This window comes from Bradyrhizobium sp. 482_C4_N1_8, from assembly GCF_052075965.1.
Lineage (GTDB): Bacteria > Pseudomonadota > Alphaproteobacteria > Rhizobiales > Xanthobacteraceae > Bradyrhizobium > Bradyrhizobium barranii.
Genome location: NZ_CP197231.1, coordinates 3,637,102 through 3,650,117, shown reverse-complemented (window position 1 = coordinate 3,650,117; position 13,016 = coordinate 3,637,102). Strand labels below are relative to the sequence as shown.

14 protein-coding genes and 1 tRNA gene are annotated in these 13,016 nt (G+C 60.6%); 10 read left to right on the top strand and 5 right to left on the bottom strand.

The window, feature by feature from the left end; translation table 11 throughout:
* Positions 1-78: 78 nt before the first annotated feature.
* Positions 79-594, top strand: coding sequence for a winged helix-turn-helix transcriptional regulator (locus AB7Z56_RS17165; protein ID WP_354124090.1), 516 nt, complete (start codon positions 79-81; stop codon positions 592-594).
* 146 nt (positions 595-740) lie between these two features.
* Here the strand turns inward: AB7Z56_RS17165 and AB7Z56_RS17160 are convergent, their stop codons facing one another.
* Positions 741-1,022, bottom strand: coding sequence for a hypothetical protein (locus tag AB7Z56_RS17160; RefSeq protein WP_354124089.1), 282 nt, complete (start codon positions 1,020-1,022; stop codon positions 741-743).
* Between the two features lie 10 nt (positions 1,023-1,032).
* Here AB7Z56_RS17160 and AB7Z56_RS17155 point away from each other — a divergent pair, with 10 nt between their 5' ends.
* Positions 1,033-1,224, top strand: coding sequence for a hypothetical protein (locus AB7Z56_RS17155; protein WP_354124088.1), 192 nt, complete (start codon positions 1,033-1,035; stop codon positions 1,222-1,224).
* A gap of 96 nt (positions 1,225-1,320) precedes the next feature.
* On the opposite strand, the gene AB7Z56_RS17150 is transcribed toward AB7Z56_RS17155, so the two are convergent.
* A complete protein-coding gene (locus AB7Z56_RS17150; protein ID WP_354124087.1) occupies positions 1,321-2,232 on the bottom strand; it encodes a LysR family transcriptional regulator in 912 nt (303 codons plus the stop codon).
* A 260-nt stretch (positions 2,233-2,492) separates the two neighbouring features.
* Between AB7Z56_RS17150 and AB7Z56_RS17145 the strand changes: the two genes are divergently transcribed.
* The 5 genes from AB7Z56_RS17145 (at position 2,493) to AB7Z56_RS17125 (ending at position 8,287) form a co-directional block, all read left to right on the top strand.
* Positions 2,493-3,575, top strand: a complete 1,083-nt coding sequence (locus AB7Z56_RS17145) for a 2,3-butanediol dehydrogenase (RefSeq protein ID WP_354124086.1) — start codon at positions 2,493-2,495, stop codon at positions 3,573-3,575.
* A gap of 81 nt (positions 3,576-3,656) precedes the next feature.
* Positions 3,657-4,793, top strand: a complete 1,137-nt coding sequence (locus tag AB7Z56_RS17140; RefSeq protein ID WP_354124085.1) for an ABC transporter substrate-binding protein — start codon at positions 3,657-3,659, stop codon at positions 4,791-4,793.
* A gap of 58 nt (positions 4,794-4,851) precedes the next feature.
* Complete coding sequence (locus AB7Z56_RS17135; protein ID WP_354124084.1) at positions 4,852-6,342, top strand: sugar ABC transporter ATP-binding protein; 1,491 nt, start codon at positions 4,852-4,854, stop codon at positions 6,340-6,342.
* On the top strand, positions 6,339-7,307 hold the full coding sequence (locus AB7Z56_RS17130; RefSeq protein ID WP_354124083.1) for an ABC transporter permease: 969 nt from the start codon (positions 6,339-6,341) through the stop codon (positions 7,305-7,307). The genes AB7Z56_RS17135 and AB7Z56_RS17130 overlap by 4 nt, the downstream gene beginning before the upstream one ends.
* Before the next feature lie 8 nt (positions 7,308-7,315).
* Positions 7,316-8,287: an ABC transporter permease gene (locus AB7Z56_RS17125; RefSeq protein ID WP_354124082.1), complete on the top strand. Its 972-nt coding sequence runs from the start codon at positions 7,316-7,318 to the stop codon at positions 8,285-8,287.
* A 1,008-nt stretch (positions 8,288-9,295) separates the two neighbouring features.
* On the opposite strand, the gene AB7Z56_RS17120 is transcribed toward AB7Z56_RS17125, so the two are convergent.
* Together AB7Z56_RS17120 and AB7Z56_RS17115 are read right to left on the bottom strand one after the other, a co-directional pair.
* The gene (locus tag AB7Z56_RS17120) at positions 9,296-9,535 is read right to left on the bottom strand and encodes a hypothetical protein (RefSeq protein ID WP_354124081.1); all 240 of its coding nucleotides are present in this window, start codon (positions 9,533-9,535) and stop codon (positions 9,296-9,298) included.
* A 218-nt stretch (positions 9,536-9,753) separates the two neighbouring features.
* A complete protein-coding gene (locus AB7Z56_RS17115) occupies positions 9,754-10,659 on the bottom strand; it encodes a LysR family transcriptional regulator (RefSeq protein WP_354124080.1) in 906 nt (301 codons plus the stop codon).
* Between the two features lie 121 nt (positions 10,660-10,780).
* On the opposite strand from AB7Z56_RS17115, the gene AB7Z56_RS17110 reads away from it, so the two are divergent.
* From AB7Z56_RS17110 to AB7Z56_RS17100, 3 genes are read left to right on the top strand one after another with little or no spacing between them, the layout of a single operon-like run.
* Positions 10,781-11,203 carry a DoxX family protein gene (locus tag AB7Z56_RS17110; RefSeq protein ID WP_354124079.1) on the top strand — a complete coding sequence of 141 codons (423 nt, stop codon included), beginning with the start codon at positions 10,781-10,783 and terminating at the stop codon, positions 11,201-11,203.
* A gap of 45 nt (positions 11,204-11,248) precedes the next feature.
* Entirely contained in the window at positions 11,249-11,785 is a 537-nt protein-coding gene (locus tag AB7Z56_RS17105; RefSeq protein WP_441256375.1) for an NAD(P)H-binding protein, read from the top strand.
* A complete protein-coding gene (locus tag AB7Z56_RS17100; protein ID WP_441256374.1) occupies positions 11,769-12,122 on the top strand; it encodes a hypothetical protein in 354 nt (117 codons plus the stop codon). Before AB7Z56_RS17105 ends, AB7Z56_RS17100 begins: the two co-directional genes overlap by 17 nt.
* Before the next feature lie 521 nt (positions 12,123-12,643).
* On the opposite strand, the gene AB7Z56_RS17095 is transcribed toward AB7Z56_RS17100, so the two are convergent.
* Positions 12,644-12,717 (bottom strand) — tRNA-Gly (locus AB7Z56_RS17095).
* Positions 12,718-13,016 lie beyond the last annotated feature (299 nt).

Sequence of the window (13,016 nt, the reverse complement as noted above, 5' to 3'; positions counted from 1 at the left end):
CTATCTAGAATGGTATATCTGGCTGCGGTTCCCTGAACGATTCGAGAGGAACAGACGCCGGGCGACCGGAGAGCAGGAATGAAATGGGACGAACTTGAGGAAGAGCCGTGCTCAATGGCTCGAACCATCGGTGTCATTGGTGACCGCTGGACGCTTCTGATCCTCCGCGAGTGCTTCCTGCGCACGCGCCGCTTCGAGGGTTTTCAGTCAGCACTTGGGATCACGCGCCACTTGCTCGCAGAACGTCTGAAAAAGCTGGTTCGCCAAGGCGTCTTGCGCCGCATTCCATATCAAGAGTCGCCAAAGCGCCACGAGTACATCCTGACGCAAAAGGGCCTCGATCTCTATCCGATCATGATGGCGATCGTCCATTGGGGTGATACCCACATGGTCGACGTACGCGGACGTCCTCTCCTGCATGAGCACCGCAAGTGCGGCAAGATGTTCGATCCCGTGATGGTGTGCTCGGAATGCGGCGAGCCGCTTTCGGCCAAGGAAGTTCATGTCCATCCCGGACCGGGTGCGCGCCCGGCTCCAGAGAAGGTCTCTGTCGACAAAAAGCTGAAGCCGAAGGTCCGCAGGCAAGTGGCGTGATGGCGCCCGTCAGAGCTGCGCGATGCGGTTCAATCCAAATTGCCGCGCCAGGAACGAGCACAACGATAAGCTACCGCCGCTCCCAGCATTTGAAAGGCATCCTCTTCCCTCTTGCATACACTACAAGGAGGCAAACGCGGCCGCCATCACTCCGAAGCGGCATCGAGAACCTCGCTGAACTGGTCCCAATGCGAACCGGTCCAGCGCTGCAGCCTCATCTGGGTGAAGTTCATGTTGATCTTGTCGCTGGTGTTGATCTTGATGCCAGGCAATACCGTCGGCAGGATGACGTCCTTTAAGTTCTTTGCTTGCTTGATAATGTTTTCGCGGGACAAATCGTTACCACATTGCTTGATCAGGTGTTCGAGCAGCATGCCTTGTGTGTAACCGAACAAGTAATTGGTATCCGCTATGTCAACGCCGGGCATGAACTTGTCGATGAAGGCCCGAAAGCTCTTCATTCCCTGGTTACGCCTCTACATCATGATCGCGGCGCTCAGCCAGTTTCATCTCACCAACGTGCACACCCTCTCCTCGATGTTCGCAAGCGACCTCGGCGATGCAGCGTGGCGCGGCAAGCGCCGTGAGGATGCCCGTAAGATGTTGGCGGCATATTTGAAACGAAAATAGGCATGCTGGAATTCCCGTGCATCTCCGACCGTTGCATCGCGCCCCTGCAAGCGAGGGGCTCTTCCCGGCGACGAGAATATCCAACTTCTTATAATTCTACTTCTGGTCCCAAGGCGGCTCCGGGCGCCAGGCCTCGAGCAACGCATCGATGAATGTACGCACCTTCGGCGACAAGTGCCTGCTCGACGGATAGACGGCGCGAATGGGTGCACCGTCGGCGTCGACCTCTTCAAGGATCGGCACCAGCCGGCCCGCACGCAGATCGTCGCTGACGAGGAAGGTGGCAAGCCGCGCGATGCCGAAGCCCGCAAGCGTCGCGTCGCGCAGCGCTTCCGCGTTGGTCGCAACAAAGCGGCCATTGATGGCGACCACGCGGGCTTGTCCGTTCTCGTTGAAGCGCCAGTCGACGGCGCGTCCGCCGTGAACGAAGGCGAGGCAGCTGTGCTGCGCCAACTGTTCGATGTTACCAGGCATCCCTCGTTCCGCTAGATAGGTCGGCGATGCGCAAGTCACGAGGCGATGTGGCGCAAGAAATCTGGTCATCAGGCGAGAGTCATCGCTGCTGCCGATCCTGATCGCGACATCGACCCCCTCCTCGATGAGATCGACATAGCGATCACCAAACGAAGTGCTGACCGAAATCTCCGGCCATTTGCGCATGAACGCGTTGAGGACTGGAAGCACGTGCAGCCGCCCGAAGGATACCGGCAGATCGAGCCGCAACCGTCCGCGCGGCGCCTGCGAATGGCTGAGCATTGCCATCTCCGCCTCATCGAGATCGGCGAGCAGACGCACGCAACGCTCGTGAAAGGCCGCACCCTCCCCGGTCAGCGACACGCTTCGCGTCGTACGCTGAAGCAGTCTCACGCCGAGCCGGTCCTCGAGCCGAACGATGCTCTTGCCGACGGCAGATCGTGAAAGCCCGATGCGCTCCGCCGCAGCCGTGAAGCTCTTGGCTTCGGCGACGTGGACGAACACGCTGATATCCTTCATCCGGTCAATGGTCATCGTGCCCTCCCTGGTTCGGTCGCGGCCGGCGCCCGCCCTTCCAATGACGATAAACGGCGCGGTAGATTAGGGCGTTGAATTCCCCAGTGAAGGGAAATCACCGCATATTGTGGCCCCAAGGCGTCTATTCTAACCTTTTGGAACCGGCGGCTCCAGAGTGGGGAGCAAAATTCCCCATCCAGTTCAGGACCGTAGAGGCCGGTAACAAAATAAGGCGGCGCGGAATCATCCGCGTTCGCCGCAAATGGGAAGAGCGCGCCGTGAAGGCTGTTCGTTATTATGGACGGAAGGACATTCGTGTCGAAACCGTCGCCGAACCGAAGGAGATGGGCACGAACCAACTCCTGGTGAAACCACTGTGGACCGGAATCTGCGGCACGGATCTCCACGAATACATCGCCGGCCCCATCGTCACCCCTGCGGCGCCGCACGTCTTCACCGCGGCGACCTTGCCGCAGATTCTCGGACACGAGTTCTCGGCCGAGGTCCTGGATGTCGGGCGCGAGGTCACGCATGTCCGGCGCGGCGACCGCATCTCCGTGCAGCCGCTGGTGATGCCGATGAACGACTATTACAGCCGGCGTGGCCTCAATCATCTCAGCGAGAAAATGGGCTGCGTCGGCCTGAGCTGGGCATGGGGCGGCATGTCCGACCTCGCCATCATCAACGATTACAACGCAGCCAAGGTCCCCGACACCATCAGCAACGAGGAAGCCGCAATGATCGAGCCGGCGGCGGTTGCGCTCTATGCGGTGGACCGCGGCGGCGTCCAGGCGGGAAGCACCGTCCTGATCGCAGGCGCAGGCCCGATTGGCGCGCTGACGATCCTGTGCGCGCATGCGGCCGGCGCCGCCAGAATCTATGTGTCCGAGCCCAATGCATCGCGGCGACGAACGATTGAGAGCTGGGGCATCTGTGCCGGGGTCTATGATCCCAAGGCCATTGACGTGATCGCGCGCGTCAAGGAGCACACCGAAGAGAATGTCGGCGTCGACGTCGCCATCGAATGTGTCGGCAACGAAAGCGCATTGAACACCTGTGTCGAAGCCGTGCGCCGGCGCGGCGTCGTGGTTCAGGCCGGCCTGCATGTCGGCAAGGCCTCCACCGACCCGATGCTGTGGGCACTGAAGGACATCACCATCGAGGCGACCTGGTGTTACCCCATCACGATGTGGCCGCGCATCATCGGGCTCGTCGAGTCCGGCAAGCTGCCGATTTCGAAGATCATCGACGGCCGCATCCGTGCGGAGGACGTCGTAGCTAAGGGTTTCGACGTCCTCACCGCTCCGAGTAACGACAAGCTGAAGATACTCGTGTCGACGCAGCTTGCGGCGCCGTCGTGAGACGGCGCCAAAACCGGGGTTGATTGGTTAGAGCGACGCTCAAGTCGCCACGATCACAAAAATCAAAGGGGAGGAATATCAATGAGAGCCATCATCGCGAGCTGTCTGTCACTGGCCTGCCTTGCCGCGGCCATGCCGAAGGAGGCGCAGGCGCAGTATTCCGGCGCACCGCGAACATTCCTGTTCAATCCGGCCCTCGACGTCTGCATCCGCGACACGGCGAAATTCAAGAAGACTCCGCCTTACGTCATCGGCTTTGCCAATGCAGGCCTCGGCGACAGCTGGCGCGTGGTCGGATTGCACTCCCTTCAGAAGGCTGCTCACGACCATGCCGACGTCGTGAAGAAGCTCCTGATCACGGATGCTGGTCATGATGATGCGAAGCAGGTTGCAGACATCCAGGACCTGGTGTCCCGCGGCGTCGACCTCCTGATCGTCAGCGCCAATACCTCGCAGGCGCTCGATCCTGCTGTCACGCAGGCGACCGAACGCGGCATCCCGGTCGTGATGGTAGACCGCCGGGTCGACTCCGACAATTTCGTCACCTTCGTCACCGCCTCCGACGCGATGATGGGCCGCCTGTTCGCGCAGTGGATCGTCGAGAAGCTGAACGGCAAGGGCAACGTGATCATCCTGGGCGGGCAGGCAGGCTCCAGCCCGAACGAGAACCGCGTCAAGCCCGCGATGCAGGTGTTCTCGGCCAATCCCGGCATCAAGATCCTGGAGACCGTCTACTCCGACTGGAGCCCGGTGAAGGGCAAGCAGGTGATGCAGGCCATGATCGCCAAATACGGCCACAGCATCAACGCGGTGTTCGCGCCGCATGGATTGCAGGTGCCCGGCGCGATCGAGGCGTTCCTCGAAGCCGGCTGGAAGGGCAGCGAGATTCCGCCGATGACCTCGGCCGACATGAACGGACCGATGAAGATGGCGATCAAGAACAAGTTCCCGCTGCTCGACATCGACTATCCGCCGGCGATGATGGGTACGGCCCTCGACGTCGCGCTCAAGGTGCTGTCCGGCGCCTCGGTACCCTGCGTTTACACGATCAACAGCAACATCGTGCTGACCCACGGCGACGAGACGCCCTCGATCCCGAAGCCCGACATGTATGTCGAGCAGCACGTCGTGCCCGATGGTCCGGACGACATGCTGGTGTCGGGCGGCATGGGCCCCGGTTACAATCCGAGCACGTTCAAGATCAACTATCCGCACTGATCGCGAACACTCCGGCGTACCGGCCTCACCGGTACTCCGACAGAGCACAACGGGCCGCATGCTGACGCTTAAAGGCATTTCCAAAAGCTTTCCCGGCGTACGCGCCCTCTGTGGCGTGAACCTCGAGGTCAGGCCGGGAGAGATTCACGGCCTGCTCGGCGAGAACGGGGCCGGCAAATCCACCCTGATCAAGATCATCGCCGGCGCGCTTGCGCCCGACGAGGGCGAGATCATCTTCGCCGGTCAGCCCGTGAGCTGGTCGTCGCCGCGCGAAGCAAAACTCGCCGGAGTCCACGTCGTCTACCAGGAATTCGCACTGTTTCCGCAACTGTCCGTTGCCGAGAACATCTTCCTCGGCAACGAGCGGCGCAACGCTCTCGGCATGGTCAACCACCGGCGGACACGGAAGGAGGCAGCCGAGCTGATGCGAAAGCTTGGCATCTCCCTAGACCCTCGCGCGACGGTGGCTTCGCTCTCGGTCGCCGACCAGCAAATGGTCGAGATCGCGCGTGCCATGACTCACAATGTCCGCTTGTTGATCCTCGATGAGCCCACCGCCGTCATCGCCGGGCGCGAGGTCGCACTGCTGTTCGAGCGCTTGCGCCGGCTGCGCGAAGCCGGCGTCTCCGTTCTCTTCATCTCGCACCGTCTCGACGAGGTCTTTGCGCTGTGCGATCGCGCCACGATCCTGAAGGACGGCCGTCTGGTCGGGACACAGGATACTGCCGACGTCACGCGCGAACGGCTGATCTCGATGATGGTCGGACGCGATCTCGGCGATCTGTTTCCACCGCGCGCCGCCGCCACGAAAACAGGTCAACCGGTGCTTCGCACAGAGACCATTTCCATCGGCCGCCGGGTCCGGGACGTCTCGATTGAGCTGCGCGCCGGTGAGATCGTCGCGCTCGCCGGCATGGTCGGCTCCGGACGCACCGATGTTGCGCTCGGACTGTTCGGCGCGGCGCCCATCTCGAGAGGCACGCTCCACATTGGCGGCGAACGCCACACCGCGATGTCGCCCGCCAAGGCGATCACGCTCGGCATGGGTCTCGTCACAGAAGATCGCAAGTCGCAAGGGCTTGCGATGCTGCTCGATATTGCCGCCAACATCACCGGCCCTGCGCTCCGCTCCGTCACGCGGTACGGCCTGATCGATCGCGACGGCGAGACGGCTATCGCCGCGCGCGAAATCGAACGATACCGTATCGCCTGCCGCGGGCCGGCGACGCCGGTCGCCACGATGTCCGGCGGCAACCAGCAGAAGGTCATCATCGCCCGCTGGGCGCGCCTGTGCACCTCCGTGCTGATCCTGGACGAGCCGACCCGCGGAGTCGATGTCGGCGCCAAGGCCGAGATCTACAGCATCATGCGCGAGCTTGCGGATGCAGGCCTCGCAATCCTGATGATCAGCTCGGAGCTGACAGAAGTCATCGGCATGGCTGACCGCGTCATCGTCATGCGCGAGGGACGCGTCAGCGGCGAGCTGCCCGCGCAGGACGCCACGGAGGAAAGCATCATGCAGCTGGCGACCGGCGAAAAAGCCGCATGACCGCGATCCTCGCTGCCAGACCCACAATGCCATGGTGGCTGCGCAGCAACGCGGGCCTTGTCAGCGTGCTCGTCCTGATCTGCGTCGTCTACCTCATCGGCGCGACGGTATCGGACCGCTTCCCGACGCAGGGTAACCTGCTCAATGTCTATGAACAGACCACCGATCTCGCACTCGTTAGCATCGGGCAGACCCTTACCATTCTCAGCGGCGGCATCGACCTCTCGGTCGGGTCGCTGATCAGCCTCACATCCTGCCTGACGTCGGGCCTTATCAACGGCAATCCGGATCGGGTCATTCCGGTCGTCATCGCCGTGCTTGCGCTCGGAACGTTTGTCGGAGTCGTCAATGCCGGGCTGGTCGTAAGTCTTCGCGTCCATCCACTGATCGTGACGCTCGGCATGGGTGCGATCCTCCAGGGCGTGACATTGCTCTACGCCCTGGGGCCGGTCGGACGCGTACCGCGCGGCTTCAATTTTCTTGCCTATGGACGCATCTTGGGCCTTCCCGTCGGCGCGACGCTGGCGGTGTTGCTCTGCATCCTGATCGCACTGTTCTTGCGCTACCTGCCGCTTGGCCGCCAGATCTACGCGATCGGGGACGATGCAAATTCCGCCCGCCTCGTAGGCCTGCGGCGGACGCACATTCTGACGCTCGTCTACGGCGCTTCAGGCTTCTGTTGTGCAGCGACCGGGCTTTATCTCGCCGCAAGGTTCGGCGTGGGACAGCCCTATACAGGTGTCAACTACACGTTGGCCTCGATTACACCCGTCGTACTCGGCGGGACCTTGTTGAGCGGCGGTAAAGGCGGCGTGATCGGCACTCTGTTCGGGGCGTTTCTGATCGCGCTTCTGAACAATCTGCTCAACTTCATGGACGTGTCGAAGCACTATCAACTGGTGGCGCAGGCGATCATCATCATCCTTGCCGTCTCCATCTATGTCGAACGCCGCAGGATGGAGTGACCCAGGAAATGCCAGGCTCCGTCGAGATCGCAGGCCCCGCCGCACCGTCCTGGTCGGTCCGCGTTGTCTTGGCGCGCTACGGCACCGCCTTCGCGCTGCCGCTCCTGCTCCTGCTCGGCGGCGTGACGTCGCCAGCCTTCGTCAGTTCCGACAATCTGTCCAACCTGCTGCTGCAATTCGCTCCGCTCGCGATCGTCGCCATGGGGCAGAGCCTGGTGATGATCGTGCGTGGCCTCGACCTGTCGGTCGCCTCAATGATGGCGACGGCCGCAGTGATCGCGACCGGATTCTCGGGAGCCGACCGCGATGTCGCTTCCATTGTCGCCATCGCGATGGCGGTCGCGATCGCCGCCGGCCTGCTCAATGGTTTCCTGGTCACTAAACGATTGGTCTCGCCGTTCCTGGCAACACTCGCGACAATGATCCTGCTCCAGGGATTCAGATTCGCTTACACGCAGGGCGCGCCATCCGGGAACGTGCCGCCACTCCTGCGCGTACTCGGCTCCGGAAAATTTTATGACGTGCCCTACAACGCGCTGGTTCTGCTGGTGCTGGCGGCGTTGCTTGCCGTCGTCCTGCATCGCTCCGCGTTCGGACGCAGGATCTTCATCGTCGGCGGCAATCCGGTGACGGGACGCCTGTTCGGCATCCGCTCCGACGCAATCACCATCGCCTGCTACCTGATCTCGAGCTGCCTTGCGGCGATCGCCGGGCTGATCCTGAGCGGCTATGTCGGACTCGTCGACAACTGGGTGGGGCAAGGCTACGAGCTCGATTCGATCGTCGCCTGCGTCGTCGGTCGGGTGTCTCTGCGCGGCGGCCGCGGTTCGATCCTCGGCGCGCTCACCGGGGCGGCGATCATCGTCATTCTCGCCAACGAAGTGCTATTGCTTGGCGTACCGGTCCAGGCACAACTGATCATCAAAGGCGTCGTCATCGTGATAGCTGCGGCGACCTACAACCGCCGGGACAGTTTGTAGACGTGATCGCTCCGCATAGACGTGATCGCTCCGCGCCTATCGCAAGAAACCGCCACCGTCGATCGCCGCTGCCGTGGCGCGACGCGAGCGTTAAGATTCTCCCTCTCATCCAGCTGCGGCGGCGGTTATCAGCGCCGCGCGCCTCGCAGGACGTGCCAAGGATTCGATTGCCGTTCTGCTCCTCGTTGGCGATAGGCCATCGTGGCCCGCCGTATCCCCTATCGGAGCTTGGTTGTACAGCAGTTGTATGAAAATCCGGAAGGCGGCGGTCTATTCAGACCCGGCAAGACCGCAAGCGCCTGTTTTCATAAATAAAAGGGCTCTGGAGCGGGTGAACCGGTCTGCGATGACCTCCACTGCGGAGTAAATTGACTTGTAATGCGCGCGGGGCAGGACACTCCGTGAGTGTCCCACGTATCCTGAACTCCAAATTGCTCAACCTTAACGTCCTCGATGTAGATCCGCGAAAGTTCCCGCGTTGGGTTGAGAACGATCGCTAGGTTCTCCGGCACTTGCGCAAGGGCAGCGCATCGTACTGAGCAATCTCGAGAGTCGAGAGCGCGGATCCCGATTGGTGCAGGCTGAGCAACGTAACACATGAACGCCCGCGGATATTGTCGGCTGGATTACCACCTTATTCGCTTGCCAGGAACGACCGACTGGCCGCGGCAGCGTTGCTTTTTCGTAACGAGGACTGAGCCAACCGATCATCCGCAATCAATGATGCACTAGGTCTCGCGAGGCAATGTTCAGCTCTGTCTCGCGCGTCCCGCTTTGCGTTCAACACCCCTACCCTAGCCGTAGCTTAACAGCATTATTCTGTCAGGGGATTCGAAGGCCGGGCGTTCGGCCGGACTAGAGCGGAAATGTCGCCCGATGTAGGCCGCCCGCGTTCAAAGAATTGCTCACGTTGGCCGTAATTGAGATGTTCCTTGATCTCCCGGTGCACACATCGTGCACACGTAGCCTCTTAACCAATTGAAAAACCTTAACTCTCGCTCCAATCCATCATCGGGCGTTTTGCAGGGGCTCACCTCTGAATGGATCGCCATTGCTTGTTGCCGATGAAACTCCAAGCGCTGCCATCGAGCGAGCGAACACGATCGCACCAAATCGTAGAATAGCGTCAAAAATCGTGGAGCGGGTGAAGGGAATCGAACCCTCGTATTCAGCTTGGAAGTCGGGGAATCTTGAAACACTTTCAAAGGCCATTCTGACATTTGCAGCTTTTTGATCCCTTAAGATCATTACAGAATTCCTCATTGTCAGAATGGTCGTGGGCTGCCTTTGGCATTGTTGTGAACGTCGTTTCTGTACCGAGTTGAGGTGATTGGAGTTGGTTTGCTTACACATCGAGGTCGACCCACACGGCCGCATGCTCGGACCAAGCGGCTCCGGGCGACGATCTCTAAACAGACATAACTCAGAATGTTGATTTCGAGGGCAGGACGAAGCGGTTCGTTTCGCTATTCCAGATACGGCGTCAGCACATCTTCGATCCATTTCATGAATGCGCGGACTCGGCGCGACAGATTGCTCCGATGTGCTACGACGAGGGACACAGCGAGCGCCCGGCGACGAAAATCGGGCATGATCTCCACAAGCGCTCCACTCTCTAAGTATCGGCCAATCCCCAGCAGTGGCGCCTGAATCAGGCCAAGGCCAGCGAGGGCAGCGGCTTCGTAGGTCTGCGCGCTGTTGACGTGCAGCGCACCTGGCAACTGAAGCGTCGCGTAGCTGTCGCCGTCCGGATATTCCCATCCATAGGGTCTTGCGCCCAGCATCGTCGAAAAATGAATTGACCGATGTCCCTGACGCTGGAGATCTTCTGGCGATCGAGGGACGCCATAGCGCGACAGGTAGGCGGGGCTGGCGGCGTTGGCCGTGCGCAAAAGGCCCAGTGGGCGGGCAATCAGCGTCTCGTCCCTGATGGGTCCAAGCCGTAATACGCAGTCGAACCCCTCTTGAACCAGATCGACCTGTCGATCCGTACTCGACACCTCCAGCTCCAACTCGGGGTGAGCCGCCATGAAATCCGGCAAGGCCGGCACGATCGTCGTGCGCGCCACCTCGGTCGGAAGATCGACCCGTAAACGCCCGCGGAGCGCCACGCGATCGCCTGCGAACATCGAGTGCAGGTCATCGACTTCAGCAAGCAGATCGCGGGCACGGGCATGAAATGCGCGTCCGTCCTCCGTCAACTGCACGCTACGCGTCGTCCGGTGCAGAAGCCTGACACCGACATCTTCTTCCAGCTTCCGGACCGCCGTTGAGGCCCTTCCCTTCTGAATGCCCAGGCTATCGGCTGCGCGGGTGAAGCTCCCCATTTCCGCTACCGTTATGAAAATGAGGATGGGTTCGAGATTCTGCATTTTCGTGCCTCGGTATTGTTCATCATAGAGAGAACAGTGAGTTCATTTCCTCAGTGTTTCTCATACCTGAGAGACACAATAGGCTCCGAATAATGGGATCCCCCCCATCGGAGAATGACAAGTGTCGGAAACTATGAATCTGCATCAGGTGCCTGAAACTATGACCTTGCATCGCGCCCTGTGGGCCGGCCGGATAATGAGCGCGTTTGTCGTTATCGCTCTGGTGGCAGACGGCACTATTCAGCTTTTCGCGCCGGCAGAGATCGCGAGCATGTTGCGGGAAACCGGGTTCGCGATGGACCTGACCCGTGTCGTGGGTCCGATCATACTCGCCTGCGCCATCCTTTACGCCATCCCGGCCACCGCCGTCCTCGGCGCGATCCTGGTGACGGGCTTTTTGGGAGGTGCCATCTGCGCCCATGTCCGCATTGGTGAGTTGGGGTCGCCGCCGGAAATCATTTCCCTGCTTCTGGGCGCGATGACATGGGGCGGCCTCTACGCGCGCGATCCCCGAATCCGGGCCGTTCTGCCGCTCATCCGTTGAACCAACGGGGGCAGTGCTCTGTCCCTCAAGATCAGGAGAAAACGCATGTTTTTAGTAATGGGAATCACGGGAAAAGTGGGCGGCGCAACGGCAGAACATCTGTTGGCGCACGGCAAGGAAGTACGCGCGCTAGTCCGCAATCGCGAGAACGCGTCAAGCTGGGCGAACCAGGGCGTGGAACTGGTTGACGGTGATTGGAATGATTCGGCAGCCATCGAGCGGGCGGTCAAAGGCGTCGAAGGCGCGTTTGTCATGTTGCCCCCTGTCTGGGCGCCCTCGCCCGATTACAAAGAAGCCAAGGGCGTGATTGCGAACTATGTCGAGGCGCTCACCAGGACAGCGCCGCCGCGGGTAGTAGCGCTTTCGTCGATGGGCGCGAACAGGACCAGCGGGCTTGGGATGATCACGGCGTTGTCGCTTCTGGAGCAAGGTTTTCGCGACCCTGATATCGCCAATCGCATTTGTGCGCGCAGGTGGATTCTTCGAAAACTTCCTCTACGGCTTGCAGGTCGCCCAGGGCGGAACGCTACCGGTCTACTACAATCCGACAAACCGGAAATCGACCATGGTCGCGACGAATGACATCGGCGCGGAGGTCGCAACCCTTTTGACCGGGCCAGCATGGTCAGGGCAGCGCGCCGTCGAGCTTGGTTCGATGGTCACCGCGGATGAAGTCGCGGAGCAATTGGGTGAAGTCCTGAATCTCGACGTGAAAGCCTTTGCAGTCCCGCGTGCAGGATGGGCGAAAGCATTCGAGCAATTCGGCATCCCGGAGGGCCACACCGGACCTGCCGAAGAAATGTTTGAGGCCGTTAATGCAGGATGGATGGACCTTGGAGTCGAGGGTACGGAGCACGTAGCGGGTACGACGTCCGCGCGCGACGTCTTCGCGGCGGCCCAGAAGGCCGTGACGGCGTGAACCGCGACGTTCGAGGGCGATGCCTGTGACGAGGGTGCCTCATTCGCGCCCTGGAGGTCTCCTCCCCAACAGGCGGGGTGGCGTCGAGATAATCCGTAGGGACGCGAACCAGTTCGTCGAAACCGAAGAACGAAACCTTTTCGGTGATGGCATTCAAGTCGCTGCACGACTTCAATCTCGAAACCTTTGGAACTGAGGTCCTGCTCACTCTCGCAAGCGTCACTACTGGCTAACTAATCGTTTGGCTATTTCATCTGCGTAAACTTCGCGCGCGTCATATTCCGTCTATCCTATTTTTACGCCATCGCCGCCGATCGCCACACGCGCGTTCAACGCCTCTTCCCCAAACCAAAATTTTCGGTTTGATGAGTTCGCACCTGTCTGAAAACAGCGGTGTGGGAATATGCGAGATACGAAAAACAGTCGGTCGAAAAGCGAGCAACAGAAAATGTAAAGCCGCCTTTGTCAGAATGAGATCATCAAAAAAAGAGCCGACCCTCTCGCTAAGTCTATGAAAAGGCTGGAGCGGGTGAAGGGAATCGAACCCTCGTATTCAGCTTGGAAGGCTGCTGCTCTACCATTGAGCTACACCCGCATCACTGGCTCCCTAACACGACCGGGCGGCAGTCTCAACTGCTCCGGACCGGACTTTCCCGCCTTGCGGACAGGCTAGTTCCCACCCCGGGGCGCCCCTTAACGGCGGCGGGATTTCGTCCTATATTCAGAGTCCCGAAACCAACGAAAGGAGGTGATCCAGTGTCTTATCTCAAGCGCTGTCACCTCGCTGGGATCGCCCGCTAGGCTTTGACGAAAGGCTTGGCATCGGGGCGCTCTCAGCCCTGGACCAGCGAGCAAGAAATCGGGCGCGACGGGGCCTTCCCGCCGCGCCTTTTT